This is a genomic window from Bradyrhizobium sp. WSM4873 (assembly GCF_055811355.1).
The window spans coordinates 22,483-47,330 of record NZ_JBVVPS010000014.1 but is presented as its reverse complement, the minus strand read 5'-3'; the positions used below and the strand labels follow the sequence as shown (position 1 = coordinate 47,330).

At 64.2% G+C, this 24,848-nt stretch carries 23 protein-coding genes; 12 read left to right on the top strand and 11 right to left on the bottom strand.

The window, feature by feature from the left end:
• Positions 1–40 precede the first annotated feature (40 nt).
• The 8 genes from AC0L21_RS19525 to AC0L21_RS19490 all read left to right on the top strand — a co-directional run bounded on the left by AC0L21_RS19525 (position 41) and on the right by AC0L21_RS19490 (position 6,483).
• Positions 41–1,312: an FCSD flavin-binding domain-containing protein gene (locus AC0L21_RS19525; protein ID WP_473263445.1), complete on the top strand. Its 1,272-nt coding sequence runs from the start codon at positions 41–43 to the stop codon at positions 1,310–1,312.
• Positions 1,305–1,757, top strand: coding sequence for a sulfur oxidation c-type cytochrome SoxX (soxX, locus tag AC0L21_RS19520; RefSeq protein WP_473263443.1), 453 nt, complete (start codon positions 1,305–1,307; stop codon positions 1,755–1,757). The genes AC0L21_RS19525 and soxX overlap by 8 nt, the downstream gene beginning before the upstream one ends.
• An 8-nt stretch (positions 1,758–1,765) precedes the next feature.
• Complete coding sequence (locus AC0L21_RS19515; RefSeq protein WP_473263442.1) at positions 1,766–2,233, top strand: SoxY-related AACIE arm protein; 468 nt, start codon at positions 1,766–1,768, stop codon at positions 2,231–2,233.
• Positions 2,233–2,550 (top strand): thiosulfate oxidation carrier complex protein SoxZ, encoded by a 318-nt coding sequence (gene soxZ / locus AC0L21_RS19510; RefSeq protein ID WP_473263441.1) that lies wholly within the window; start codon positions 2,233–2,235, stop codon positions 2,548–2,550. Before AC0L21_RS19515 ends, soxZ begins: the two co-directional genes overlap by 1 nt.
• Positions 2,547–3,326 (top strand): sulfur oxidation c-type cytochrome SoxA, encoded by a 780-nt coding sequence (gene soxA / locus AC0L21_RS19505; protein WP_473263439.1) that lies wholly within the window; start codon positions 2,547–2,549, stop codon positions 3,324–3,326. Before soxZ ends, soxA begins: the two co-directional genes overlap by 4 nt.
• Positions 3,327–3,404: 78 nt before the next feature.
• On the top strand, positions 3,405–4,727 hold the full coding sequence (locus tag AC0L21_RS19500; RefSeq protein WP_473263438.1) for an ABC transporter substrate-binding protein: 1,323 nt from the start codon (positions 3,405–3,407) through the stop codon (positions 4,725–4,727).
• Entirely contained in the window at positions 4,724–5,662 is a 939-nt protein-coding gene (locus AC0L21_RS19495; RefSeq protein ID WP_473263437.1) for a carbohydrate ABC transporter permease, read from the top strand. The genes AC0L21_RS19500 and AC0L21_RS19495 overlap by 4 nt, the downstream gene beginning before the upstream one ends.
• The gene (locus tag AC0L21_RS19490; RefSeq protein ID WP_473263436.1) at positions 5,659–6,483 is read left to right on the top strand and encodes a carbohydrate ABC transporter permease; all 825 of its coding nucleotides are present in this window, start codon (positions 5,659–5,661) and stop codon (positions 6,481–6,483) included. Before AC0L21_RS19495 ends, AC0L21_RS19490 begins: the two co-directional genes overlap by 4 nt.
• Here AC0L21_RS19490 and AC0L21_RS19485 read toward each other — a convergent pair whose 3' ends face one another.
• The 3 genes from AC0L21_RS19485 to AC0L21_RS19475 all read right to left on the bottom strand — a co-directional run bounded on the left by AC0L21_RS19485 (position 6,484) and on the right by AC0L21_RS19475 (position 9,431).
• Positions 6,484–8,139, bottom strand: a complete 1,656-nt coding sequence (locus tag AC0L21_RS19485; protein WP_473263435.1) for a regulator — start codon at positions 8,137–8,139, stop codon at positions 6,484–6,486.
• A gap of 10 nt (positions 8,140–8,149) precedes the next feature.
• Positions 8,150–8,851, bottom strand: coding sequence for a cysteine hydrolase family protein (locus AC0L21_RS19480; protein ID WP_473263434.1), 702 nt, complete (start codon positions 8,849–8,851; stop codon positions 8,150–8,152).
• A 385-nt stretch (positions 8,852–9,236) separates the two neighbouring features.
• A complete protein-coding gene (locus AC0L21_RS19475; protein ID WP_473263433.1) occupies positions 9,237–9,431 on the bottom strand; it encodes a hypothetical protein in 195 nt (64 codons plus the stop codon).
• Between the two features lie 177 nt (positions 9,432–9,608).
• On the opposite strand from AC0L21_RS19475, the gene AC0L21_RS19470 reads away from it, so the two are divergent.
• Positions 9,609–13,085 (top strand): indolepyruvate ferredoxin oxidoreductase family protein, encoded by a 3,477-nt coding sequence (locus AC0L21_RS19470; RefSeq protein ID WP_473263432.1) that lies wholly within the window; start codon positions 9,609–9,611, stop codon positions 13,083–13,085.
• A 141-nt stretch (positions 13,086–13,226) separates the two neighbouring features.
• On the opposite strand, the gene AC0L21_RS19465 is transcribed toward AC0L21_RS19470, so the two are convergent.
• The 4 genes from AC0L21_RS19465 to AC0L21_RS19450 all read right to left on the bottom strand — a co-directional run bounded on the left by AC0L21_RS19465 (position 13,227) and on the right by AC0L21_RS19450 (position 18,181).
• The gene (locus AC0L21_RS19465; RefSeq protein WP_473263431.1) at positions 13,227–14,954 is read right to left on the bottom strand and encodes an FAD-dependent oxidoreductase; all 1,728 of its coding nucleotides are present in this window, start codon (positions 14,952–14,954) and stop codon (positions 13,227–13,229) included.
• A 59-nt stretch (positions 14,955–15,013) separates the two neighbouring features.
• A complete protein-coding gene (locus tag AC0L21_RS19460; RefSeq protein ID WP_473263429.1) occupies positions 15,014–16,033 on the bottom strand; it encodes a S1C family serine protease in 1,020 nt (339 codons plus the stop codon).
• 92 nt (positions 16,034–16,125) lie between these two features.
• Entirely contained in the window at positions 16,126–16,575 is a 450-nt protein-coding gene (locus AC0L21_RS19455; protein ID WP_473263428.1) for a gluconate 2-dehydrogenase subunit 3 family protein, read from the bottom strand.
• Positions 16,576–16,582: 7 nt separating this feature from the next.
• The gene (locus AC0L21_RS19450) at positions 16,583–18,181 is read right to left on the bottom strand and encodes a GMC family oxidoreductase (RefSeq protein WP_473263427.1); all 1,599 of its coding nucleotides are present in this window, start codon (positions 18,179–18,181) and stop codon (positions 16,583–16,585) included.
• Between the two features lie 196 nt (positions 18,182–18,377).
• Here AC0L21_RS19450 and AC0L21_RS19445 point away from each other — a divergent pair, with 196 nt between their 5' ends.
• Positions 18,378–19,166 (top strand): thermonuclease family protein, encoded by a 789-nt coding sequence (locus AC0L21_RS19445; protein ID WP_473263426.1) that lies wholly within the window; start codon positions 18,378–18,380, stop codon positions 19,164–19,166.
• Positions 19,167–19,381: 215 nt separating this feature from the next.
• Here the strand turns inward: AC0L21_RS19445 and cyoD are convergent, their stop codons facing one another.
• From cyoD to AC0L21_RS19425, 4 genes are read right to left on the bottom strand one after another with little or no spacing between them, the layout of a single operon-like run.
• Entirely contained in the window at positions 19,382–19,771 is a 390-nt protein-coding gene (gene cyoD / locus AC0L21_RS19440; protein WP_473263425.1) for a cytochrome o ubiquinol oxidase subunit IV, read from the bottom strand.
• Positions 19,768–20,409, bottom strand: a complete 642-nt coding sequence (locus AC0L21_RS19435; protein WP_473263423.1) for a cytochrome (ubi)quinol oxidase subunit III — start codon at positions 20,407–20,409, stop codon at positions 19,768–19,770. Before AC0L21_RS19435 ends, cyoD begins: the two co-directional genes overlap by 4 nt.
• Entirely contained in the window at positions 20,409–22,409 is a 2,001-nt protein-coding gene (gene cyoB / locus AC0L21_RS19430; RefSeq protein ID WP_473263552.1) for a cytochrome o ubiquinol oxidase subunit I, read from the bottom strand. Before cyoB ends, AC0L21_RS19435 begins: the two co-directional genes overlap by 1 nt.
• Positions 22,399–23,232: a cytochrome ubiquinol oxidase subunit II family protein gene (locus AC0L21_RS19425; protein WP_473263422.1), complete on the bottom strand. Its 834-nt coding sequence runs from the start codon at positions 23,230–23,232 to the stop codon at positions 22,399–22,401. Before AC0L21_RS19425 ends, cyoB begins: the two co-directional genes overlap by 11 nt.
• A gap of 234 nt (positions 23,233–23,466) precedes the next feature.
• Here AC0L21_RS19425 and AC0L21_RS19420 point away from each other — a divergent pair, with 234 nt between their 5' ends.
• Both AC0L21_RS19420 and AC0L21_RS19415 read left to right on the top strand, forming a co-directional pair.
• On the top strand, positions 23,467–24,279 hold the full coding sequence (locus AC0L21_RS19420) for an SDR family NAD(P)-dependent oxidoreductase (RefSeq protein ID WP_473263421.1): 813 nt from the start codon (positions 23,467–23,469) through the stop codon (positions 24,277–24,279).
• Between the two features lie 14 nt (positions 24,280–24,293).
• Positions 24,294–24,848 (top strand): carboxymuconolactone decarboxylase family protein, encoded by a 555-nt coding sequence (locus AC0L21_RS19415; RefSeq protein WP_473263419.1) that lies wholly within the window; start codon positions 24,294–24,296, stop codon positions 24,846–24,848.

The window sequence follows — 24,848 nt, the reverse complement described above, 5'->3', positions numbered from 1 at the left end:
GGCCGTACGGCCGTCGCGGCAGACGTTCCGGACAAGACTCATGAATGCTCCGGTGACACGGCGGGATGCCGTCCTCGGCATTGCCGCCGCGGCCACATCATTCGCCGTCCCTTCGATCCTGCGCGCGCAATCGGCGGGTCGCATCGTCGTGGTCGGCGGCGGCTTTGGCGGTGCGGCGTGCTCCCGCGCGCTGAAGCGCGCGCAGGCGAACTTGCAAGTCATCCTGATCGAACCCAATGCGGTCTTCACCTCCTGCCCGTTCAGCAACGAGGTGATTGCCGGCCTCCGCGACATCGAAGCTCAGCAATTTGGCTATGACAGACTCGCCGCCGAGGGCGTCACGGTGATCAGCCAGACGGTAGCCACAATCGAGCCGCAGCTGCGCAGCGTCGTGACGGCCGATGGCGTTGCGCTGCCCTATGATCGTCTCGTCCTTTCTCCCGGCATCGACTTCCATTTCGAGGCCCTGCCCGGCTACGACGGCCCGGCATCAGAAAAAATGCCGCACGCCTGGACGGCCGGCGCGCAGACGCTGCTGTTGCGTCGGCAGTTGGAGGCCATGCCGGACGGCGGCACCGTCGCTATCGCGATCTCCGCCAATCCCTCGCGCTGTCCGCCGGCGCCTTACGAGCGGGCCAGTCTGATCGCACATTACCTGAAAACGAAGAAGCCGCGCTCAAAGGTCTTGATCCTCGACGCCAAGGACAATTTCTCCCAGCAGCGACTGTTCGAAAAGGCGTGGAAGGAGCTTTACGGCGACATGATCGAACGCATCGCTCTGTCGCAAGGCGGCCGCGTGACCTCGGTCGATCCCGCGACAAGGACCATCGTCACCGAATTCGGCAACTACACACCTGACGTCGCCAACGTCATTCCGCCGCAACGCGCCGGACGCATCGCCCAGGTCGCGGGGGCTGCGGATGCCACCGGCTGGTGCCCGATCGATCCTGTTAGCTTCGAGTCGAAGCTGGTCCCGAACATCCACGTCATCGGCGATGCCTGCCTCGGCGGGGGCATTCCCAAATCGGCATCCGCGGCAAGCGCACAGGGCAAGGCCTGCGCTGCCGCGATCGTGAACCTCCTTGCCGGCCGCACACCAGAAACCCCGCGATTGACAGGCGTCTGCTACAACATTGCCGCACCCGGCTACGGCTTTTCACTCGCGGGCAACTACCAGCCCAGGGGCGACATCTTCGCCGAGGTCGAGGGCGGAACGACCAGCCCGGTCGATGCGCCGCGCGAATTGCGCGCCCGCGAGGCGGCTGAAGCCGAGCGCTGGTTTCAAACCATCACGGCGGACACCTTTGGCTAGAACAACGGTCCATATCGCAGCGCTGATCGCCGCCAGTCTCGCCTTCGCCTGCCATGCGGGAGCCGAGGAGCTCCTGCCCTACAACATCGCCGGCGACGGCATTGCGGAATCGCTCACCGGCGCGCCCGGCGATACCGCGCGCGGGCGCGCGCTGGTGCTGGCGCGCACGACGACTTGCATCCTGTGCCATTCCGGTCCCTTCCCGGAAACCCGGTTCCAGGGCGACCTCGCGCCTGACCTCTCGGGTGCAGGGAACCGCTGGACGGTGAGCCAGTTGCGGCTTCGACTGGTCGATGCAGCGCGCTTCAACCCTGAGACCATCATGCCGTCCTATTATCGCAGCGACCACCTCGTGCGGGTCGGGCGAAATTTCGTCGGCAAACCGATATTGTCCGCCGCCGAGATCGAGGACATCGTGGCTTTTCTTGCAACGCTTCGGGACTAGGACTGTTCATGCCGACCACGCGACGACAATTCCTAAATCTCGCCGGAAGCGTGACGGTCGCCGCGACGATCCCGATCGTCACGCTGCGGCCGCTCGAGGCGACACCGGCGATGCTCAGCGCCGCGATCCGCAACGTCGTCGGCGAAGCACCAGTCCGCACCGGCAAGGTGAAGCTCGACATTCCGCCGCTGGTCGAGAACGGCAACACGGTGCCGATGACCGTGAGCGTCGCGAGCCCGATGACGGCGGACGACTACGTCAAGAGCATCCACGTCTTCAACGAGAAGAACCCACAGCCGAACATCGGCAACTTCCATCTCGGCCCCTCCTCCGGCCGCGCCCAGGTCTCGACCCGGATCCGGCTCGCCGACACCCAGAAGGTGGTGGCGGTCGCGCGTCTTTCCGACGGCACGTTCTGGCAGGTCACGACCGAAATCGTCGTGACGCTGGCCGCCTGCACAGAGGAGATGAATTGATGGCCGCGCTCATCAATGTCCCGGCGAAAGCCAGACGCGGCGAAATCATCGAGATCCGCACGTTGACCTCGCACATCATGGAGACCGGCTTCCGCCATACCGCGGACGGCGCGCTGGTGCCGCGCGACATCATCACCAGCTTCACGTGCCGCTACAACGGTGCCGAGATTTTTCGCGCCGATCTCTTTCCGGCGATCGCGGCCAATCCCTATCTGTCGTTCTTCACGGTCGCAAAGGAGAGCGGCAAGTTCGAGTTCGAATGGATTGGCGACAACGGCTATTCGTCCAGCGCATCGGCGTCGATCACGGTCGAATGAGTTTCTGGCGCGCGATAGCGGCCGCGGCGCTCCTCGCCACCGCCCCTGCCCTGCTCGCCGGCGAGATTCCGCCGGACGCGCGCCGCTCCGGTTATTCGTTCATGCGGCCCGACACGCGCGCGATGCAGGATGACGACACCTCGAATCCCGGCATGCTGTTCGTGCTCGACGGCGAGGCGTTGTGGACGAAGAAGACCGGCAGCGCCGACAAGGCCTGCGCTGACTGCCATGGCGATGCACGCGACAGCATGAAAGGCGTGGCGGCGCGCTATCCGGCCTTCGACAAGGCGCTGGCGCGCCCGGTCACGCTCGACCAGCGCATCAATCTGTGCCGCAGCAATCATCAGCAGGCAACCCCGCTGCCCTACGAGAGCCGCGATTTGCTGGCCCTGTCCGCCTTCGTCGCGCACCAATCGCGCGGCGTCGCGATTACGGCCGGCGACGATCCGCAACTGAAGCCATTCGTCGAGCAGGGCCGCGACCTCTTCATGCAGCGCGAGGGCCAGCTCAACCTTGCGTGCACCAATTGCCACGACGATAATTTCGATAAGCGACTTGCCGGCGCGCCGATCACGCAGGCACAGCCGACCGGCTATCCGCTTTATCGCCTGGAATGGCAGACGCTGGGATCGCTGGAGCGCCGGCTACGCAGTTGCATGACGGGTGTCCGCGCCCAGGCGTATGATTTCGGCGCGCCCGAGCTGGTCGCGCTCGAACTCTATCTGATGTCGCGGGCGCATGGCTTGCCGATGGAAACGCCGGCCGTGCGGCCCTGAATTCCACAGATTAGGACTAGGCAGACGCAGAACGGCCGCTAGTATCCGCCCAAATTGAGTCACAGGGAGGGACCTCAAGTGGTCAACCACAAAATCTCGCGTCGTACGCTCTTGACTGGCACGGCCGCAGCTGGCGCGCTCAGCCTGACGGGATTGCCGGCGCGCGCCGAGGTGAACTGGAAGAAATACGCAGGGACCAAGCTCGAGGTGATCCTCGCCAAGGGCCCCCGCGGCGACAATCTGCAAAAATACGTCAAGGAGTTCACCGAGCTCACCGGCATCCAGGTCGAAGCGGAGCAGATTCCCGAGCAGCAGCAGCGGCAGAAAGTCGTGATCGAGTTCACTTCGGGCCGTCCGAGCTTCGACGTCGTCCATCTCAGCTATCACGTGCAGAAGCGGCAGTTCGAGAAGGCCGGCTGGCTCGCCGACTTGACGCCCTTCATGAAGGACCCGGCGCTGACCGCGCCCGATCTCGTCGAGAGCGATTTTTCTGCCGCGGGCCTGCAATACGCCAGGAACGACAAGGGCCAGATGCTGTCGCTGCCGTGGTCGGTCGATTATTTCATCCTCTATTACAACAAGGAGCTGTTCGAGAAGAAGGGCGTCGCCGTTCCCAAGACCCTCGACGAGATGGCTGCGGCCGCCGAGAAGCTCACCGACACCAAGGAAGGCATCTACGGCTTTGTCGGGCGCGGCTTGCGCAATGCCAACATGGCGATGTGGAGCAACTTCTTCCTCAATTATGGCGGGGAATTCCTCGACGCCAAGGGCAACATCCTGACCGACGGTCCGGAAGCCATTGCCGCGACCAAGTTGTATCAGACGCTCCTGACGAAATCGGCACCTCCAGGCGTCGCCGGCTTCAACTGGATGGAGTCGATGGCCTCCTTCACGCAAGGCCGATCCGCGATGTGGATCGACGGCGTCGGCTGGGCGCCACCGCTGGAAGATCCGGCCGCCTCGCGCATCGTCGGCAAGGTCGGCTACACCGTCGTGCCCGCCGGCCCCAAAGGCCAATATTCCTCGACCTATGGGGACGGCATCGGCATCGCCGCTGCGAGCAAGAACAAGGAAGCCGCCTATCTGCTCTGCCAATGGGTGGTCTCGAAAACGCAAGGTGCGCGGCTGCTGCAGGCCGGCGGCGGCGTGCCGTTCCGCAACTCGATCCTTGGCGATCCCGAGGTCCAGAAGGGCGTCAAGACCAAGGAGTGGCTGCAATCGGTGATCGATTCCGGCAAGATCAGCAAGCTGGGCTTGCCCGTCGTGATTCCGGTCGCCGAATTCCGCGACATCATCGGCGCCGCGGTCACTGCGACCTTGTCCGGTGCCGATCCTGCCGCCGAGCTGAAGAAGGCCAACGATCAGTACCGGCCGATCCTGGAGCGTAGCGAGAAGGCGTGAGTGCGTTGACACAATCGACTCCGGGCGCGGCACAGTCTGATGCCGCGCCGGAGAAGGAGTTACGGCCGCCGTCGTACTGGCCGTTCGTGGTGCCGGCGCTGGTCGTCGTGATCGCGATCATCATCTTCCCGTGGGTCTTCACGATCTGGATGAGCCTGAACGAGTGGAAGGTCGGCTCCTCGACCACCTTCGTCGGATTGTCCAATTATCTGCGGCTGACGAGCGATCCCCGCTTCATCGAGGCCGTCGGACATACACTGGTCTACACTGTGCTGTCCGTGCTGCTGCCGCTCGTGCTCGGCACGTTTGCGGCCGTGGTGTTTCACCAGAAATTCCCCGGCCGCGGCTTTCTGCGCGGCGTCTTCATCATGCCGATGATGGCGACGCCGGTGGCGATCGCGCTGGTCTGGACCATGATGTTCCACCCGCAGCTCGGCGTGCTGAATTATCTGCTGTCACTGGTCGGAATCCCAGCACAGCTCTGGGTATTCCATCCCGCGACCGTCATTCCCTCGCTGGTGCTGGTCGAGACCTGGCAATGGACGCCGCTGGTCATGCTGATCGTGCTCGGCGGCCTCGCTGCGATCCCGACCGAGCCTTACGAAAGTGCACAGATCGACGGCGCCAGCCTCTGGCAGGTGTTCCGCTTCATCACCCTGCCGCTGATCATGCCGTTCCTGTTCATCGCCGGCATGATCCGCATGATCGACGCCGTGAAGAGCTTCGACATCATTTTCGCGATCACGCAGGGCGGTCCGGGATCGGCGTCGGAGACGATCAATATCTACCTCTACAGCGTCGCCTTCTCCTATTACGACCTCGGCTACGGCTCGGCGATCGCTGTCGTGTTCTTCCTGCTGATCGTTCTGCTTGCGGCGGTGATGCTCTACGCGCGCCAGCGCATGCTGTGGACCGAGATCGCGAGCGGCACATGACTCCAAGGCAAATCATCGGCAAGATCGGCCTGTGGTTCTCGGTGTTCGTCATCGTGTCCCCGGCAATTCTGTTCTTCCTCTGGATGCTGTCGCTGTCGCTCAAATTCGAGATCGACAATGCCGCCTATCCGCCGGTGTTCATTCCCGAGCATATCGCCTGGAAGAACTATGCCGACGTGCTCGCCTCCAACCGCTTCCTGACCTATTTCATCAACAGCCTGATCGTGACCGGGAGCGCGACGCTGCTTGCGCTGATTGTCGGCGTTCCCGCCGGCTACGGGATCGCGCGGATGGCCGCGCACAAATCCGCGATCGTGATCCTGATCGCCCGCATCACGCCGGGCCTGTCCTATCTGATCCCGCTGTTTCTCATGTTCCAGTGGCTGGGACTGCTGGGCACGCTGGTGCCGCAGATCATCATCCACCTCGTGGTCACGGTGCCGATCGTGATCTGGATCATGATCGGCTATTTCGAGACGACGCCGATGGAGCTGGAAGAAGCCGCGTTCATCGACGGCGCCACGCGCTGGCAGGTCTTCCGCCATGTCGCGCTGCCGATCGCCAAGCCCGGCATCGCCGTCGCCTTCATCCTGGCCGTGATCTTCTCCTGGAACAACTTTGTCTTCGGCATCGTGCTGGCCGGACGCGAGACACGCACTTTGCCGGTCGCGGTCTACAACATGATCTCGTTCGACCAGTTGAGCTGGGGGCCGCTCGCGGCCGCCGCGCTGATCGTCACCCTCCCGGTGCTGCTGCTCACGGTGTTCGCCCAGCGACAGATCGTCGCCGGGCTCACCGCTGGTGCCGTCAAGGGCGGGTAGCTACTCCGCCGGTGCCGCGTGCATGTCCGCATGCGGCATGTAGGGCTCGCTCGCGCCGAGCTTGCTGGCCGCGAACAGACCGGCGGCCATCGCGGCATAGGCGAACGCGACCGCTGGCGTGACGCCAAAGCCGCCACCGATGCCGACGGCTTCGCCGTGCATGAAGCCAAAGTAGGTCAGGACCGCACCAACCAGCGCAAACGCCGAGGCTTTCTCGAAGTCGCGCTCGATGATGAAGACGCCGATCGCACCCAGGATCAGGCCGCCGAGGATGGAGCCGCCGCCCATCACTTCTAACCCGTGATAGAACACGCCCTGCTGCGGCAACGCGGCAATCGCCGCAGCCTTGACCGCGTCGGCCTTGTCGGCGGCCATTCCGCCGACGGTCGCAGCCGCATTCATGGTCGAGCCCAGCGTCGTGTCGATCTGCAGCTTGGCCCAGGCGGCCAGATGCGGCGTCAGCGCCAGCACGATCGCGGGCGCGTGCTTCACTGGCGTGGTCTGGAACGCCTGCGCGCCGATCAGCATGCCGATATAGAGCAGGATCGGCGAGATCGCGACGACCGGGACCAGCGCCAGCAGCACCGAGATGATGCCGAACCAGGCCAGCACGACCACCATGATGCCGGTCGCGGCCGAATAGCCGATCCGGCCACCCATCGCCTTCCAGCCGGGATGGCCGATATAGACGGCGTTGATGAAGGGATTGCCCATCAGGCAGCCGATCAGGCTGACGATTCCGTCGGCGGTGAGCACGCGCGTGGTCGGATATTCGTCGCCGGCGGCTTCCGCGCTCTCCACATTGTCCATGGCCTCGACGAGATCATAGATGCCGAACGGAATGGCGGTGACCAGGATGATTCCGAGGAATTCGAAACCGGAGAAGACGTGGCCCACCGCCGGAATCGGCACCGAGAAGCCGAAATTGGCGAAGGCATCACCGACGCCCTTGACGCTCAGTCCACCGAGACCGAGGCCGAACAGGTTCGAGCCCCAGGCAATGGCCATGCCCACCGCGATCGCGACGAGACCGGCGGGAATGCCGCGCCAATATTTCACGCCGCCGAACCAGCTCACCAGGATGATGGCAAAGCAGACCAGGCCGATCTGCGGCGTCATGTACATTTCGAGCGCCGGCCGCATGGAGATGAAGGTGACGGAAACGCCGGCGAGCGTGCCGAGCAGCGCCGCGCGCGGCGTGATCTTTCGAATGAAAGGCGCGATGAAGCCGCCGATCATCAGGATGAAGCTCTGGAAAAACACCCAGACCAGGCCCGCCGACCAGCCCTTGAGCGGATCGCCGGTCTTGATCGTGATCGGCAGCATGATCACGAAGGTGACGATGAACATGTGCGGCACGCTGACGCCCGACGGCAACGCGCAGACATCGTTGCGGCCGGTCTTCTGCGCCAGACGATAGGCGAGGTACGCGTAGTAGAACGTGGAGAGACACATCATCAACCCGAGTGCGGGCAGGATGCGGCCGAACACGAGTGAGTCGGGCATCTTTAACACGAAGCGTAACAGGCCCGTGAGTACCAGCATGTTGACGAGGATGTTGGTGCCGAAGCCGAAAAACGCGTTCCAGTCGCCCGGTGTCCATAGTGCCGGCTTGAACTCGGAGGTGCCAGCCGTCCCTGTCGTGCCTGTGCTCATCGTGATGCCCCTACGCTGATGTGGAAATCTTCATCGCCTCCAGTACCGCGGCTGAGCTTGCGACCCAGCCGAAGATGCCGCCCTGGGCCTTGATCATCTTCAGGCCCATCTCATGAAACTCGGGAAAGTAGGACGCGCAGCCGTCCGAGATGACGACGCAGCGATAGCCGCGGTCGTTGGCCTCGCGCACGGTGGTGTTGACGCACACTTCGGTGGTGACGCCGCACACCAGCAGATTCTCGATGCCGTATTTCTCCAGCACGTCGGTGAGCTCGGTGGCGTAGAACGCGCCCTTGCCGGGCTTGTCGACCACGATCTCGCTGTCGAGCGGATAGAGCTCCGGGATGATGTCGTGGCCGGCCTCGCCGCGAATGAGAATGCGTCCCATCGGACCGGGGTCGCCGATGCGCAAGGATGGCGCGCCGCGCTCGATTTTCGCCGGCGGCGCGTCGGAGAGATCGGGCAGATGGCCCTCGCGCGTGTGGATCACCAGCATGCCGGTATCCCGCGCAGCCTTCAGCACTGCACCGATCGGCTTCACCGCGCGCGCGAGCTGGCTGACGTCATTGCCGAGCGTCTCGCCAAAGCCGCCGGGCTCCATGAAGTCGCGCTGCATGTCGATGATGAGAAGCGCGGTGGCAGGCCAGTCGAGCTTGACCGGCGCCGGTTCGGCGCTGATGACACCCAGTGTCGGCTTGGTTGAGTTCAACATGACTCAAGGCCCCCGCGAGAACTCTCTCTGCGGGAGTTCTGCAAGCGGCGTGCCATTGTGTACAATTGCGATTGAGCCAACGGCTTAGGAAAATTTACTGCGCTGTCAGAATGTTATTAGAAAAGCCGAGGTCTGCTTATTCGCTGTGCGGCGGCTTTGCGACGTGCATTTGCCCAAAGGATGAGCGCTCTCTGTCGTCATTCCGGGGCGACGCGTAAGCGTCGAACCCGGAATCCATCGGGCGGCTAAACACGTGGTGAAATGGATTCCGGGCTCGCGCTACGCGCGCCCCGGAACAACGAAGGTGGCGTTAGCGACCCGCTCCACGGCCACCGATGTGCCTCCTCGCAAGAGGCATAGGAGTCGTCGCCAGGTTGATCGACCTTCAGGTCTTGAGGATGACGGGATCGGCCAGCGGCATGAGTTCGCGAAGACGTCTGTCGAGGGCTATCGGCGCACCAACGTTATCGGCCGTGCCGCGCGATACTTCTGCCTGGAGCATCTGGTGCGGGTGGCGCCACGGCTCGATTAGAGCCTCAGCCGTCTCTGTGATCTCGGTATCGAACGCGCTTGCAGCCATGGTGTTCTCAGCAAGCAAGCCATGACCAGCAGGAGCGCCACGGATGCGGCCAGCGATATTGACATCGTCTGCGCATGCCCTTGACTGTCACAATTCGCGTCGCGCAGCCGCTCCTCCCTCCCGCAGCGCAAACCCCAAGTCGAATAAGAGCCGAAACAAGAGACGAGGACTTCTGAAATGACGCTGATGCAGGTCGAGCTGGACGACAAATACCGGCTCGAATCGAAGCGGATCTTCCTGTCTGGTACGCAGGCGCTGGTCCGGCTGCCCATGTTGCAGCGCGAACGCGACCGGCTTCAGGGCCTCAACACCGGCGGCTTCATCTCGGGCTATCGCGGTTCCCCGCTCGGCATGTACGACCACGCACTGTGGCGGGCGAAGTCGCACCTCCAGCAGCACGACATTGCCTTCGTCCCCGGGCTCAACGAGGACCTTGCGGCGACCGCGGTCTGGGGCAGCCAACAGGTGGGCCTGTTTCCTGGTGCCAAGGTCGATGGCGTGTTCGGCATCTGGTACGGCAAGGGGCCCGGCGTCGATCGCTCGGTCGATGCGCTCAAGCATGCGAATGCCGCCGGCACCTCGCTCAATGGCGGCGTGCTCGCGCTTGCCGGCGACGACCACGGCTGCCAGTCCTCGACACTGGCGCACCAGAGCGAACAGGTGTTCGCGGCGGCGCTGATCCCCGTCATCAACCCGGCGACGCTGCAGGATTATCTCGATCTCGGCCTCTACGGTTTTGCGCTGTCGCGCTTCTCCGGCTGCTGGGTCGGCTTCAAGGCGATCAGCGAAACCGTGGAGAGTTCGGCCTCGATCTATAGCGACCCCGAACGCATCCAGATCAAGCTCCCCGAAGATTTCGAGATGCCGCCCGGCGGCCTCAACATCCGCTGGCCCGATCCGCCGCTCGACGCGGAGAAGCGCCTGTTCGGCCCCAAGATGGCCGCGGTGCAGGCCTTTGCGCGCGCCAACCAGCTCGACCGCATCGTGCTCGACTCCAGGCCGGCACGGCTCGGCATCGTCGCGACCGGCAAGGCTTATCTCGATCTGCGGCAGGCGCTGGCCGATCTGGGCATCACCGAAAAGGATGCGCAGGATTTGGGTTTGCGCATCTACAAGGTCGCGCTGACCTGGCCGCTGGAGGAAAGCGGGGCCAAGCGCTTCGCCGAAGGACTTCAGGACGTGCTGGTCGTCGAGGAGAAGCGCGGCTTCATCGAAGACCAGCTGATGCGCATCCTCTACAATATCGATGCGTCGAGGCGCCCGACCGTGACGGGAAAACGCGACGAGCGCGGCGCGCCGCTATTGCCGAGCGAGGGCGAGTTGACGCCAACCATCGTTGCATCCGCGCTGGTAGCGCGGCTGCGCAAGCTCGGCCACCACAGCCCGGTGCTGGAGCAGCGCCTCGCCCGGCTCGAGGCGTTCGACAATCCCGTGACGACCAGCACGCCGATCAAGCTCGCGCGCACGCCGTTCTTCTGCTCGGGTTGCCCGCATAACACCTCGACGCGCGTGCCCGAGGGAAGCCGCGCCATGGCCGGTATCGGCTGTCACGGCATGGCTTTGAGCATGCCGACTCGCCGCACCGATTTGATCTCGCATATGGGCGCCGAGGGCGTGAACTGGATCGGGCAAGCGCCCTTCACCACCGAGCAGCACATCTTCCAGAACCTCGGCGACGGAACCTACACCCATTCCGGACTGCTTGCCCTTCGCGCGGCATCGGCCGCCGGCATCAGCATCACCTACAAGATCCTCTACAACGACGCTGTCGCGATGACCGGCGGCCAGCCGGCCGAGGGCGCCTTCAACGTCGCCCAGATCGCGCATCAGGTCTGGGCCGAGGGCGTCAAGCGCCTCGCGATCGTGTCGGACGATCCAGGCAAGTATCCAGACGGCAATTACTTCCCACAAGGCGCGACCGTCCATCACCGCCGCGAGCTCGACGCCGTGCAGCGCGAGCTGCGCGACATCAAGGGTCTTACGGTCGTAATCTATGACCAGACCTGCGCGGCGGAAAAGCGCCGCCGCCGCAAGCGCGGGCTCTATCCGGATCCCGCCAAGCGCGCTTTCATCAACGAACTCGTCTGCGAAGGCTGCGGCGATTGCTCGCAAGCCTCGAACTGCGTCTCGGTGCAACCGCTGGAGACCGAGTTCGGCCGCAAGCGCCAGATCGACCAGTCGAACTGCAACAAGGACTTCTCCTGCGTGGAGGGTTTTTGCCCGAGTTTCGTCACTGTGCACGGCGGCACACTCAAGCGGATCAAGACCTCGGCGGTGGACTCAGGCCAGTTGTTTGCCGACCTGCCGCTGCCACCCGCGCGTGAGCTGGAAGCCCCCTACAACATCCTCGTCACCGGCATCGGCGGCACCGGCGTCATCACCATCGGTGCACTGCTCGGCATGGCCGCCCATGTCGACGGCCGCGGCTGCTCCGCGCTCGACTTCACCGGCCTGTCGCAGAAGAACGGCGCGGTGATGAGCCATGTGCGCATTGCCGCGAAGCCGGAAGACATCTCCGCGGTCCGGATCACCACCGGCGGCGCCGACGTCATCCTCGGCTGCGACATGATCGTCTCGGCAGGTCCCTCCGCGCTCAGCCGCGCCGAACGCGGAACCACGAAAGCGTATATCAACGCCGACCTGCAGCCGACCGCGAGCTTCGTGCAAAACCCCGATCTCGATTTCGAGATGGGCACGATGCAGACCGTGCTGCGGGACGCTGTCGGCGACAACAACCTCGACATCATCGATGCCACCGGCATTGCCTCCGCGCTGATGGGCGATTCGATTGCGACCAATCCCTTCATGCTCGGCTTCGCCTTCCAGAAGGGCGCCATCCCGCTGTCGCTGGAAGCGCTGCTCCGCGCCATCGAGATCAACGGCGCCGCGATCGAGATGAACAAGCTCGCCTTCACCTGGGGACGCCTCGCCGCCCACGACATGTCGCGGGTGCGCAGCGTGCTGCAGTTCAGGAGCCGGGCCTCCGCGCCGACGAAGTCGCTCGACGACATCATCGCGACGCGCGCCGAGTTTTTGACGGGCTATCAGGACAAGGCCTACGCCGACCGTTACCTCGCCGCGGTCGCTAAGGTGCGCAAGGCGGAGAATGCGGCCTCGCCCGCATCCACTGAGCTGACCGAGGCTGTCGCGAAAAACCTGTTCAAGCTGATGTCCTACAAGGACGAGTACGAGGTCGCGCGGCTCTACACCGACGGCAGCTTCTCCAAGAAGGTCTCGGAGAAATTCGACGGCGACTTCAAGCTGAAGTTCTATCTGGCCCCGCCGATCTTCGCACAGCGCGACAAGACGACCGGACACCTCCAGAAGAAGGAATTCGGCGGCTGGATGATCCATGCCTTCCGCGTACTGGCCAAACTAAAATTCCTGCGCGGCGGCGCGTTCGATCCGTTCGGCCGCACCGAGGAGCGCCGGACCGAGCGGAAGCTGGTCGCGGATTATCTCGACATGATCGATCAGCGGATCGCCGGGCTGAAGGCGGAGCAGATCCCGCTGCTGGCGAGGCTCGCGCGGCTGCCGGAAACGATCCGCGGCTTCGGGCATGTCAAGGAAGCCAACATCAAGCTGGCTGCGGCGGAGAAGGCGCGGCTGGAAGCGGAACTGGAGAACAGCCGCTTTGCGGCGGCTGCGGAGTAAGACCAAGCCGGCGCCACACACTCAGTGTCATCGCCCGGCTTGACCGGGCGATCCAGTACTCCGAGAAGGTTGTGATCAAGTCGAGAGGCCGCGGCGTACTGGATGCCCCGCCTTCGCGGGGCATGACAGCGGTGGAGATGGCTAGACCGGCGTTGTAGCGGCGATCGGCGTCGCTGCCACACTTCCCTCCGCCAGATGTCGCCCCGCGATATATCCAAATGTCAGCGCGGGCCCCAGTGCAATCCCCGGCCCGGGACAATTGCCGTTCATGATCGAGCCCATGTCGTTCCCGCAGGCGTAGAGGCCCGCAACCGGCGCGCCGTCCTCGCGCAGCACGCGCGCCTGGGCATCCACCTTCATGCCGATCGCCGTGCCGAGATCGGCGGGATAGATCCGCATCGCATAGAACGGCGCGCAAAGGATGGGCGCGACGCACGGGTTCGGCTTGTGGCTGATATCACCGAGGTATCGCTGATAGATGGTGCTGCCGCGACCGAATTCCGGATCGCGGCCCTCTTTCGCATCGGAATTGTAGTTTGCGATCGTCGCCGCGAGTGTCGACGGCTTAATGCCGATCTTCATTGCGAGCTGCGCGATATCAGTCGCCTCGACCAACTCGCCGCTCGCCGCATAGCGCCTGATACTGCGCGTGAACGGCTTGATGCGGCCGAGGCCGTAGCTCCACAGGAAGGGACGGTCGCAGATCAGATAAAACGGCCGCTCCGGCTCACCATTGCCATCGCGCAGCATGGCGAGCACGAACTCGTGGTACGACAGTGCCTCGTTGACGAAGCGCCGACCTGCCGCATTGACCGCGATCACGCCGGGCTTGGCGCGGTCGGTCACCATGTGCGGGAAAACGCCTCGGCCTCCGTCAGTGCGCCGGAACAGTGAGGCCGGCACCCAATAGGCCGGGCTCGTCGCATCCGTGTTGAGCGCTGCGCCGGTTGCAGTCGCAAGGCGGAGCCCGTCGCCCGTAACGGACGTGTGGGCCGCCGAGACGGATCCGGCCGCGGGTGGGAACAAGCGTTTGCGCAAGGTCGCGTCGTGCGAAAAGCCGCCGGTCGCCAGCACCACACCGCGTCGCGCGGCGATCAGCCGATCGCGCGCGCCGTGACGGATAACCACACCGCCGACGCGCTCGCCCTGCATCGACAAATCCTCGACGTCGGCCCTGAAGAGGATCTCAACCTGCCGCGCCAGCAGCGACGCATACAGCCGCGCGGCGAGCGCATTGCCGAGATGCAGCGTCGTGCCGCGCGGGCTCCGCAGCCGCTGCCACCCATACTCCGAAACCAGCCGCATCGCGCGAAGAGTCGAGCGCAGCGATTTTCCGGCCCGGCGCAGATGCGGGATGTCGAGGCGGTTGACCGTCATCCCGCCGAACAAAGTGAGCTCCGGCAGCGGAGCGCGCAGCCGCGCGAAATGCGCGCCCAGTCGCGTGCCGTCAAAGACGACCGGCTCGAGCACGCGCCCGCCCGCGGTCGCGCCCAGTCGCTCCGGATAATAGTCCGGACAGGCTTTCACCGGCTGGAGGCGCACTTGCGTGTTGGCCTCGAGATAGGCGACCGCCTCCGGTCCACGCGCGAGGAAGGCGGCGCGGAGGCCCGCATTGGCGGGCTCGGGCACCGTGTTCGATAGGTATTGCACGGCGTCCGTGACGCTATCGGAGAGCCCCGCCTCTTTCATTTTGGCATTGGCGGGGATCCAGACCATGCCGTCGGACCATGCGGTGGTGCCGCCGACGAAAGCGGTCTTCTCGATCACCAGCACACGCAGGCCTTCGGCGGCGGCGACCGCCGCGGCGGTCATGCCACCGGCGCCCGCGCCGACGACGATGACATCGTAGGTCTCATGCGCCGGCATCATGCGGCGGGGTTCCCGAAGCGAGGCATGACACCGTCATACCTCGCTTCGGCGCCCACACGCTAGCGGGCCGGCTTGCGCTCGACCGGGTCGATATCGATCGCCCGCAGGCGGCCGAGCCGCAGCACGTCCATGGCCAGCCGACGGCCGATCCGATCGCGGTCGAGCACGCGGATCAGATCGTCGACGCCGTTGATCTCGACCCCGTCGAGGCCGATCACGACGTCGCCGGACAACAGGCCCGCCTTCGCCGCCGGCCCGTCCGGCTCGATCTGCGCCAGCAGCGCGCCCATCTTGTTCTCGACGCCAGCTAGCACCGCGTGCCGCCGCGGGATCGGCGCGGTCTGGCCGGCGACGCCGATATAGGCGCGACGGACATAGCCGTGGCGGATAATCTCCGACAGCACGAATTGCGCGGTGTTGCTGGCGACCGCGAAGCAGATGCCTTGCGCGCCATTGATGATCGCGGTGTTGATGCCGATCACCTCGGCGTTCGAGGACACCAGCGGCCCGCCCGAATTGCCGGGGTTGAGCGCAGCATCGGTCTGGATCACGTCCTCGATGGTGCGGCCACTGACCGAGCGAATCGAGCGCCCGAGCGCCGAGACCACGCCGGCGGTAACGGTCGATTCAAAGCCGAGCGGATTGCCGATCGCGATCACGAGCTGGCCGCGCCGCAAGGTCTTGGAGTTGCCGAGCGCCGCATAGGGCAAGTCCCGCACCCCATTGGCGCGAAGCAGCGCAAGGTCAGTGTCGGGATCGACGCCGAGCACCCGGGCGTCGCCGACATGGCCCTCGACGTCGCGCAGCCGGATTTCCTTCGACGAGCCGACCACGTGGCTATTGGTGAGAACGAGCCCGTCCGGCGAGATCACGATGCCCGAGCCGAGCCCGCCGCGCTCGCGGCCGTTCGGCACCTTTGGTCCGGTCTCGACGCGCACGACGGCAGGACCGACGCGGTCGGTCACGTCGATCACGGCATTGGAATAGGCGTCCAGCAGGGCCCGGTCATCGACCGGAGCGGCAGTTTCCGTTCGCGATGACGCGGTGTCATCGACGATATCTGAGGTGAAATCCAGCATGATAGGAGTCCTTGAGGCTCACACAAATGGTGGCCTGCTCCGTTAGGCGCAAGGGACCCCGCCCGAGGCGCAAGGCTGGACTGCCCAGGTGGCTAGGGCGCCCGTCGCAGCGTGCCCGCCCTTGCCTTGACCGGGTCCAGCAGCGACCAGTCGCCATCCGGCAGCACATGCCCCTCGGGAAAAGGTGCGCGCGGCTCGAGCCCGAGAGAGCGTAGCACCCGGTCGTCGCGGTAATAGCATTGCAGCACCACGCGGACGAGCGTGGCCGCAGCCGCACCGCCGGAACTGCGAAACTCCTGCGCCACCGCATCCCGCCGGGCAGCATCGAGCTCGGCGAACGGTTGGCCCGCGAGCCGCGCCAGATGGTCCAGCGCCGCCACCACCAATTTGGCGTCACGCCCCAGCGTCGCCAGCATGTCGGCCTGGATCGCGGAGTCGTCGGCGCCGGGCACCTTGTACTCGTCGCTGGCGGGCACGATCATCGCGGCGATAGCGCGGAGGTCGTCGCGCTGGCTGTGTGTCAGTTGATTGTCTGCGGACATGTCGGCCTCAATCGAACAAATTGGCGAGGCGCTGCTTCATCTGGTCGGCGATGTAGAGCGCGAGGGCCTGGATGGTGGACGTCGGGTTGACCCCGCCCGAGGTGACGAAGATGCTGCCGTCAACGATGAAGAGGTTCTTCACGTCGTGTGAGCGGCCCCATTCGTTGACGACGGAGCGTTCGGGGTCGGTGCCCATGCGTGCCGTGCCGAGCAGGTGCCAGCCGCCCCACGGGATCGGCGAGTTGACGCAGATGTCGCTCGCTCCCGCGGTTTCGAGAATCTCCCGGCCGCGCGCCAGCGCATGCTCCATCATCTTCCGGCTGTTCTCGCTGATCGTATAGTCGATCTTCGGCGCGGGAATGCCGTGGCTGTCCTTCAACACCGGATCGAGCGTAACCTGGTTATGCTCCTCCGGCAGGTCCTCGCAGATCGCGGAAAAGCCGAGCCGGTGGCCGTTGAGCTTGCGGAAGATGCGGTGATGATCGGCGCCCCACGGCAATATCCCCTTCTGCTCGCTGACGACAGCCTCGAACACCGGCCCGGCGCCGCGCACGAACTGGACGCCGTAGCCGCGCACGAAGCCGCGCGAGAGGTCCGTGTCATACCATTCCTTGCTCCACAGGCAGGTCGGCGGCGCACGGTTGCTATCGGTCGGCTCCTTCACATAGCCGTAGATCTGCGCATAAGGATGGAACATCAGGTTCTTGCCGACGAGGCCCGACGAATTGGCAAGCCCGTTCGGAAAGCGGTTCGATGCCGAGTTCAGCAGCAGCCGCGGCGTGCCGACGCCGTTGCAGGCGATGATGACGACATGAGCCGGCTGGAACTGCTCGACGCCATCCTTGTCGTAATAGACCACGCCGGTGGCCATGCCGTTCTCGTCGGTGGTGATCTCGCGCACCCGGCAGTGCGTACGCAGCTCGACGCCGGCGCGGACCGCGTGCGGCCAATAGGTAATGTCGGTCGAGGATTTGGCGCCTTGCGCGCAGGCCGGCGTGCAATGGCCGAGATTGATGCAGCGCGCGCGGCCCTCGTAGTCCATGGTCGCGACCGTCGTGTCCGACGGCCACCAATGCCAGCCGAGCTTGTTCATGGCCTTGCCGATGATGGCGCCGGACAATCCGAGCGGCTGTTGCGGCATCGGCGGATGCGTCAGCGGTGAGAGCGGGTCGCCCGAGAGGCCGGACGTGCCCATCATCCGGTCGTTCTCTTCGAAGAACGGGGTCAGCGCGTCGTAGTCGATCGGCCAGTCGTCGGCGACGCCGTCGAGCGTCCTCACCTTGAAATCGGAGGGATGCAGCCGCGGCCAGTGCGCGGTGTACATCACCGTCGAGCCACCGACCGCATTGTAGTTGACGACCTTGATCGGCGAGTTGTCGTCGTTGATCGGATAGTCCTCGGGCCGGCCGCGGACGTTGGGGCTGGACGACCACTCGCCGTAGAACTTGGCCTCCCAGTCCCGGCCCGTGCTGGGATATTCCGCCGGGTTCATCCAGCCGCCCTGCTCCATGCAGAGAATATGCATCTTGGTCTCGGCCAGCGACCACGCCACCGCCGCGCCTGAAGCGCCGGCGCCGATGATTAGGACGTCCACGGGGTCTTTCATCGCAAATTTTTCCTCCCTTCGCCGCTTCCCGGGCGATTCGGCCTCCGCTCCGCAAGGCCGGCGAACGATAGGATCAGAGCTACGGCCGAGTAAAGCCACGAGGCCGGAATGTCGCACTTCGCGGGGCGCAGACCATTGGTATCGCCACATCCGGATGCTAGGAACGGGGCGTACGAGCCATCGATAGCGAGACCTTATGTCCTTCCGACAATCCTTTGCCAACGCCCGCGCTTTTGCGCTCGTTTTCTTTTTCGCCCTGTTCGGATTTCTGGGCACGACCGGCCCCGCCTCCGCGCTGACAGCCGCCGCGACGGTCCGCGACGGCAACGCCATCCAGCTTGGCGACGTCACCTACCGCCTCGACGGCGTCGACGCCCCCGAGCTGGACCAGGTCTGCATCGACGACCACGCCGATCCCTCGACCTGCGGCATCGAGGCCCGCGACCAGCTCGCCAAGCTGATCGGCAAGCGATCGGTGCGTTGCGACGATGTCGGACCGGAAAAGAGTTTCGGCAAGCGTCACCGCGCGATCTGCACGGCCGAGGGCGACAAGACCAGCTTGAACGAGCAGCTGGTCAAGCTCGGCTATGCCATTGCCCGCGAGCCGGTCAAGGCGAACGTCAAGTCGGCCGCGGCGGACGCCAAATCAGCCTCGGCCGGAATCTGGAAGGGCTGCTTTGTTGCGCCGCAAGAATTCCGCACCGGCAAGAAGGACGGCGCGCTCCTGGGCGCCGCCTGCCGCGCCGACCGCGACAAGGAGATTCGGGCGGTGTTGTTTCCCGATGATCTGACGATGCCGCCGAGCTGTGGCATCAAGGGCAAGCTTGCGGTGCGCGCGCGCGTGACCGGCAATATCGGCATCTACCATTTACGCGGCTGCCCGAGCTACCCCGCGACCACCAAGCCGGACCGCTGGTTCTGCTCGGAGGACGACGCCCAGGCTGCGGGCTTCCGCAAGGCCTACAATTGCCGGCGGCCGAAATAACGACGCCCATCACGCACCCGTGAGCGGCAGCCGGAGACAGTATTCATCCGGAATTGAACTCTATCGGGAGTTGCTGCATTTGTAAGCGTACGCAAGCGCTTTGCGCGAGCGTTTCCTTGGCGGCAATCCGGCTCCGGCCCGATTGCTTTGCTCGGGCGTTTCCTCCCTAGACTTGGGCCGCTTGTCACAAAGCGGCTCTTCTTTTTTGCGCGCCCCTAGTGACGCATCGGCATGATCTGATCCATGGCCGGCATGTTCGCATTCAGATGCGCCATGATCCAGACAGTACCACCGACCACCAGGAACACGACGAGCAGCCCGAAGGCCAGCGCCAGCACGTTGTTGGTGTTGTCGGGGCCGGTGGTGATGTGCAGGAAGAACACGAGGTGCACGCCCATCTGCGCGATCGCCAGCACGATCAGTGCGACGGGAATGGAAGGCTGCCAGACCAGATCCGTGCCGGCAATGAAGAACGACGTCGCCGTCAGCAGCAGCGCGAGAACAAGACCGACCACGTAGCCGAGGACGCGCGTGCCGACACTGTGTTGCTCCTCATCGCCCGGCGCGAGGTCATGGTCGGCCGGCATATGCGTCTGATCGCTCATACGCCACTCCCAAGCAAATAGACGACGGAGAAAACTCCGACCCAGACAATGTCGAGCGCGTGCCAGAACAGCGCAAAGCACATCATCCGGCGCAGCACGTCGGCACGAAAGCCCTTCGCAAAAACCTGGGCCATCATGGTGAGCAGCCACAATATGCCGGCCGAGACGTGGAGGCCGTGGCAGCCGACGAGGGAGAAGAATGCAGTCAGGAACGCGCTGCGCGATGGGCCATAGCCTCGCGCGACGAGATCGGCGAACTCGCGAAACTCAATGACCAGAAAGATGAGGCCGAGCAAACAGGTCACGGCCATCCCGAGATAGAACCAGAACCGATTGCGCACATCGGCGGCGATGCTGGCCATGCCGCAGGTGAAGCTCGACAGCAGCAGGCAGACCGTCTCGATCGCGACGTTTCGCGGCTCGAAGATCTCCGAACCCTTCGGGCCGCCGGCGGTCTGGTCGGCCAGCACCGCATAGGCCGCGAAGAAGCAGGAGAACATCACGATGTCGGAGAGCAGGAATATCCAGAAGCCATAGGCGGTCACGATGCGCTTCGGCGCCGGGCCCGGATGCTCGACGACGAGGCCGATGTGATGGGGATCGGCGTGCGCATGGCCGGCGGTTGCGGTCATTGACATCAGACTGTCCCCGCCATGCTGACAAGATTGCGCCGCTCCTCGAGATTGACGCGGTCTATCGCCGCGACCTTCTCGGCCGGAATGACGTATTCGTCATGGTCGCGCCAGGCGAACACGACGAAGGTCGCGAACGCTCCGATGCCGCCCAAAATCACCATCCACCAGATGTGCCAGATCAGCGCAAAGCCCATGACCGTGGCGAAGAACGCGCAGACGAAGCCGGTCGGCGAATTCCTGGGCATCTCGATGTCATGATACTCGGGCGCATCATGATCGAGCGATTGCTGCTGGCCACGTGTCTTAATGTCCCAGTAGGCATCCTCGCCGCGCACATCGGGATTGAAAGCGAAGTTGAAAACGGGCGGCGGCGACGACGTCGCCCATTCCAGCGAACGGCCGTCCCAGGGATCGCCAGTGCGGTCCCGCAGGGCTTCGCGGTTGCGGATGCTGACCACGATCTGCACGATCTGGCAGATTACGCCAATCGTCAGCACGGCCATGCCGACAGCTGCAATCAGCATCCAGGGCCGCCACGCCGCGACGTCGTAGTGCTGCATGCGGCGCGTCATGCCCAGCATGCCGGCGACGTAGAGCGGGATGAAGGTGACGTAGAAGCCGAGGAAAGTGAACCAGAACGCGAGCTTGCCCCAGCGGTCGTCGAGGCGAAAGCCGAACGCCTTGGGGAACCAGTACTCGAACCCGGCGAAGGCGCCGAACAGCACGCCGCCGATGATGACGTTGTGGAAATGCGCGACCAGGAACATGCTGTTGTGCAGGACAAAATCGGCCGGCGGCACCGCGACCAGCACGCCCGTCAATCCGCCGATGATGAAGGTGACCATGAAGCCTATCGACCATAGCATCGGCGTCTCGAAGCGGATGCGGCCGCCATACATCGTGAACAGCCAGTTGTAGATCTTCACCCCGGTCGGTATCGCGATGATCATGCTGGCGATGCCGAAGATGGCGTTGACGTCGGGGCCCGCGCCCATCGTGAAGAAGTGATGCAGCCAGACCATGAAGGAGATGACGCAGATCGCCATGGTCGCCAGCACCATCGAGCGATAGCCGAACAGCGCCTTGCCGGAGAAGGTCGACACCACCTCGGAGAAGATGCCGAAGGCCGGCAGCACCAGGATGTAGACCTCGGGATGCCCCCAGGCCCAGATCAGGTTCATGAACATCATGACATTGCCGCCGGCCTCGTTGGTGAAGAAGTGGAAGCCGAGATAGCGGTCGAGCAGCAGCATCGCGAGGGTGGCCGTCAGAATCGGGAAGGCCGCGACGATCAGAAGATTCGACGCCAGCGTGGTCCAGCAGAACATCGGCATGCGCAGATAGTTCATGCCTTTGGTGCGCAGCTTCAGCACTGTCGTCACGAGATTGATGCCGGCCACCAACGTGCCGACGCCGGAGATCTGCAGCGACCACGCGTAATAATCGACGCCGACGCCCGGCGAGTAGGACAGCTCCGACAGCGGCGGAAACGCGAGCCAGCCGGTGCGGGCGAACTCGCCGATCACAAGCGAGAGATTGACCAGCAGCGCGCCGGTCGCGGTCAGCCAGAAGCCGACCGAATTGAGCGTCGGGAAAGCGACATCGCGCACGCCAAGCTGGAGCGGCACGATGAGATTCATCAGTCCGATCACGAACGGCATCGCCACGAAGAAGATCATGATGGTGCCGTGTGCGGAAAATATCTGGTTGTAATGCTCCGGCGGCAGATAGCCCTGCGACTGGTAGGCCACCGCCTGCTGGATCCGCATCATGATGGCGTCGCTGCCGCCGCGCAGCAGCATCACCGAGGCCAGCAGGATGTACATCACGCCGATCCGCTTGTGGTCGACGCTGGTGATCCACTCGTGCCAGAGATAGGGCAGATGCCCCTTCACCACGACCCAGGCCAGCACGGCGAGAATCCCGACCAGCACCACAGCGCCTGCGATCAGCGGGATGGGTTGATCGAACGGAATGGCCGACCAATCGAGCTTACCGAGCATCATGGCCTCCACTGTGCGGCCGCCCTGCTTCGGATGCGAGCTCCGGCCCTGGTCCTGGCGGAATGTGCTGGGTGGCGATCAGGTCGAACAGCCGGGGATCGTCGAGCCGGTAGGTCGGCCTGCCCTTTTCGATGCCTTGCTGCATCAACTTCTTGTAGCTGTCCTCGTTCAGCACGGCATCGCTCTTCGCCGTGGTCGCGACCCACTCCGGAAAGGCGAGCGGCGAGATCACGTTGACGTCGAACATCATGTCCGGAAAGCCGTCGCCGGAGAAATGCGCCGACAGGCCTTGCAGCTTGCCTTCGTTGTCGGCGCGCAGGTTCAGCTTCGTCACCATGCCGTTCATGGTGTAGATCATGCTGCCGAGCTGCGGAATGAAGAACACGTTCATCACGCTCGACGACGTCAGCTGAAAATTCAGTTCGGCACCCGCCGGCACCGTCAGCGTGTTGACGGTAGCGATGCGTTGGTCCGGATAGATGAACAGCCATTTCCAGTCGAGCGAGACGGCCTGAATGCGGACCGGACTGCCGGTGCCAGGCACGGGTGCCGCGGGATCGAGCTGATGCGAGCCGATCCAGGCGACGCCGCCGAGCAGGATCACGGTGAGCGCGGGGATCGCCCACACCACCATCTCCACCCGCCCGGAATAGACGAAGTCGGGCTGAAATTTTGCTTTCGGATTCGAGGCGCGAAACCAGAACGCAAAGGCCAAAATCGCGATGATGGTCGGGACCACGATCGCGAGCATGATGAAGACGGAATCGACCAGGATGGTGCTGTTGGCCGCAGCCACAGGCCCTTGTGGATCGAGCAGATTCATCGGCAAGCCACTGGCGGTTGGGAAGCCCCGGGACAGAGCCTAGCGCGGGAAAGGCTCCGGCGGCAAACGCAGTCGCGTGAGGTCGGTTCCTAACGGCGCGGATCGATCGTTCGCCCTTCTCGTGCGGCGGCATGCAATTCCATGCGATGTCAATGACATGAAAGCGGCAGCCCGGCCCTTCTCTCCACTCGGGGCGATTGCTAGAGTGCACGAAAATAATTGGGATGAAACGACATGCAGGGGCCCGAGGACGATCCCGGTCTCGCCGGCAAGGTGGCGCTGGTCAGCGGCGGCGGCGCTGCCGGCGACGGCATCGGCAACGGCCGCGCCGCCGCAATTCTGCTGGCTCGCGCCGGCGCCAAAGTGCTGGTGGCTGATCGCGACCTCAAGCTCGCCGAACGCACCGTGGAGATGATCGCAGCCGAAGGCGGCACGGCCGCGGCGCATGGCGGTGACGTCACCAGCGAGAACGATTGCAGGACGCTGGTCGAAGCCGCGCTCGACCGCTGGGGCCGGCTCGATTTCCTCGACAACAATGTCGGCATCGGGAGCCGCGGCAGCGTGGTCGACGAAGCGCCCGAGCAATATCGCCGCGTCATGCAGGTCAATGTCGAGAGCATGTTCCTGCTTTCCAAGCACGCGATCCCTGCCATGATCAAGACCGCGCGGGGCGGCGCGATCGTCAACATCTCCTCGATCTCGGCGCTGCGGCCGCGCGGCCTGACGACCTATTCGACCTCGAAAGCCGCGATCATCGGCCTGACCCGCGCAATGGCGGTCGATCACGGCCGCGACAACATCCGCGTCAATTGCATCTGCCCCGGGCCGATGTACACGCCGATGGTCTATGGCCGCGGCATGAGCGAACAGGCGCGCGCCCAGCGGGCCAAGGCGTCTTTGCTGAAAACGGAAGGCACCGGCTGGGACGTTGGCCATGCCGTCAAATTCCTGCTCAGCAATTTTTCGCGCTATATCACCGGACAGGTGCTGGTGGTGGACGGCGGGGTGACGCTGCAAGCGCCCGAACGTGAATCACAAGAACACTGAAAGGAACATCAGGGATGGCCCGCCTGCCCTATCTCGAGGCCGACCAGGTCGCGCCCGAATATCGCGACCTGCTCAAGCGCAACACCAATTTGCACAAGCTGTTGGTCAACTCGCCGGCGATGGCGCGCGCCTTCAACGGCATCGGCGGCTACATCCGCTTCAAGAGCAAGCTCGACCCGCGGCTGCGGGAGCTTGCAATCCTCCAGGTCGGCTGGATGGAGAAGTCGGAATACGAGTTCACTCACCACGTGAAGATCGGCAAGGAATTCGGCGTCACCGACGATGACATCGCCAGCCTGATGGCTGAGACCGACGGCAGGCCCTCGAAGCTCGAGCCGCTTGCAAGAGCGATCCTGAAAGGTGCCCGCGAGATGGTGCGAGAGCTCGCGATCTCGGATGCGACATTTGCCGAGATCAAGCAGCATCTCTCGGACGAGCACATGGTCGACCTCGTGCTGACCATCGCATTCTATTGCGGCGTGGTGCGCGTGCTCGCCACCATGAAGATCGACAACGAGCCATATTACAAAGAGGTACTCCAGCAGTACCCGATCCCGGGAGTGAACTGA

Excerpts from the sequence above, each read along its gene's own strand:
- AC0L21_RS19490 (WP_473263436.1), top strand. The coding sequence starts at position 5,659 with ATGACTCCAAGGCAAATCATCGGCAAGATCGGCCTGTGGTTCTCGGTG.
- AC0L21_RS19480 (WP_473263434.1), bottom strand. The coding sequence starts at position 8,851 with ATGTTGAACTCAACCAAGCCGACACTGGGTGTCATCAGCGCCGAACCG.
- AC0L21_RS19425 (WP_473263422.1), bottom strand. The coding sequence starts at position 23,232 with ATGAATCTGCTCGATCCACAAGGGCCTGTGGCTGCGGCCAACAGCACC.
- AC0L21_RS19445 (WP_473263426.1), top strand. The coding sequence starts at position 18,378 with ATGTCCTTCCGACAATCCTTTGCCAACGCCCGCGCTTTTGCGCTCGTT.
- AC0L21_RS19450 (WP_473263427.1), bottom strand. The coding sequence starts at position 18,181 with ATGAAAGACCCCGTGGACGTCCTAATCATCGGCGCCGGCGCTTCAGGC.
- cyoB (WP_473263552.1), bottom strand. The coding sequence starts at position 22,409 with ATGCTCGGTAAGCTCGATTGGTCGGCCATTCCGTTCGATCAACCCATC.
- AC0L21_RS19485 (WP_473263435.1), bottom strand. The coding sequence starts at position 8,139 with ATGAGCACAGGCACGACAGGGACGGCTGGCACCTCCGAGTTCAAGCCG.
- AC0L21_RS19455 (WP_473263428.1), bottom strand. The coding sequence starts at position 16,575 with ATGTCCGCAGACAATCAACTGACACACAGCCAGCGCGACGACCTCCGC.
- soxZ (WP_473263441.1), top strand. The coding sequence starts at position 2,233 with ATGGCCGCGCTCATCAATGTCCCGGCGAAAGCCAGACGCGGCGAAATC.
- AC0L21_RS19415 (WP_473263419.1), top strand. The coding sequence starts at position 24,294 with ATGGCCCGCCTGCCCTATCTCGAGGCCGACCAGGTCGCGCCCGAATAT.
- soxA (WP_473263439.1), top strand. The coding sequence starts at position 2,547 with ATGAGTTTCTGGCGCGCGATAGCGGCCGCGGCGCTCCTCGCCACCGCC.
- AC0L21_RS19525 (WP_473263445.1), top strand. The coding sequence starts at position 41 with ATGAATGCTCCGGTGACACGGCGGGATGCCGTCCTCGGCATTGCCGCC.
- AC0L21_RS19435 (WP_473263423.1), bottom strand. The coding sequence starts at position 20,409 with ATGTCAATGACCGCAACCGCCGGCCATGCGCACGCCGATCCCCATCAC.
- AC0L21_RS19460 (WP_473263429.1), bottom strand. The coding sequence starts at position 16,033 with ATGCTGGATTTCACCTCAGATATCGTCGATGACACCGCGTCATCGCGA.
- AC0L21_RS19470 (WP_473263432.1), top strand. The coding sequence starts at position 9,609 with ATGACGCTGATGCAGGTCGAGCTGGACGACAAATACCGGCTCGAATCG.
- AC0L21_RS19515 (WP_473263442.1), top strand. The coding sequence starts at position 1,766 with ATGCCGACCACGCGACGACAATTCCTAAATCTCGCCGGAAGCGTGACG.
- cyoD (WP_473263425.1), bottom strand. The coding sequence starts at position 19,771 with ATGAGCGATCAGACGCATATGCCGGCCGACCATGACCTCGCGCCGGGC.
- AC0L21_RS19420 (WP_473263421.1), top strand. The coding sequence starts at position 23,467 with ATGCAGGGGCCCGAGGACGATCCCGGTCTCGCCGGCAAGGTGGCGCTG.
- AC0L21_RS19475 (WP_473263433.1), bottom strand. The coding sequence starts at position 9,431 with ATGGCTGCAAGCGCGTTCGATACCGAGATCACAGAGACGGCTGAGGCT.
- AC0L21_RS19465 (WP_473263431.1), bottom strand. The coding sequence starts at position 14,954 with ATGATGCCGGCGCATGAGACCTACGATGTCATCGTCGTCGGCGCGGGC.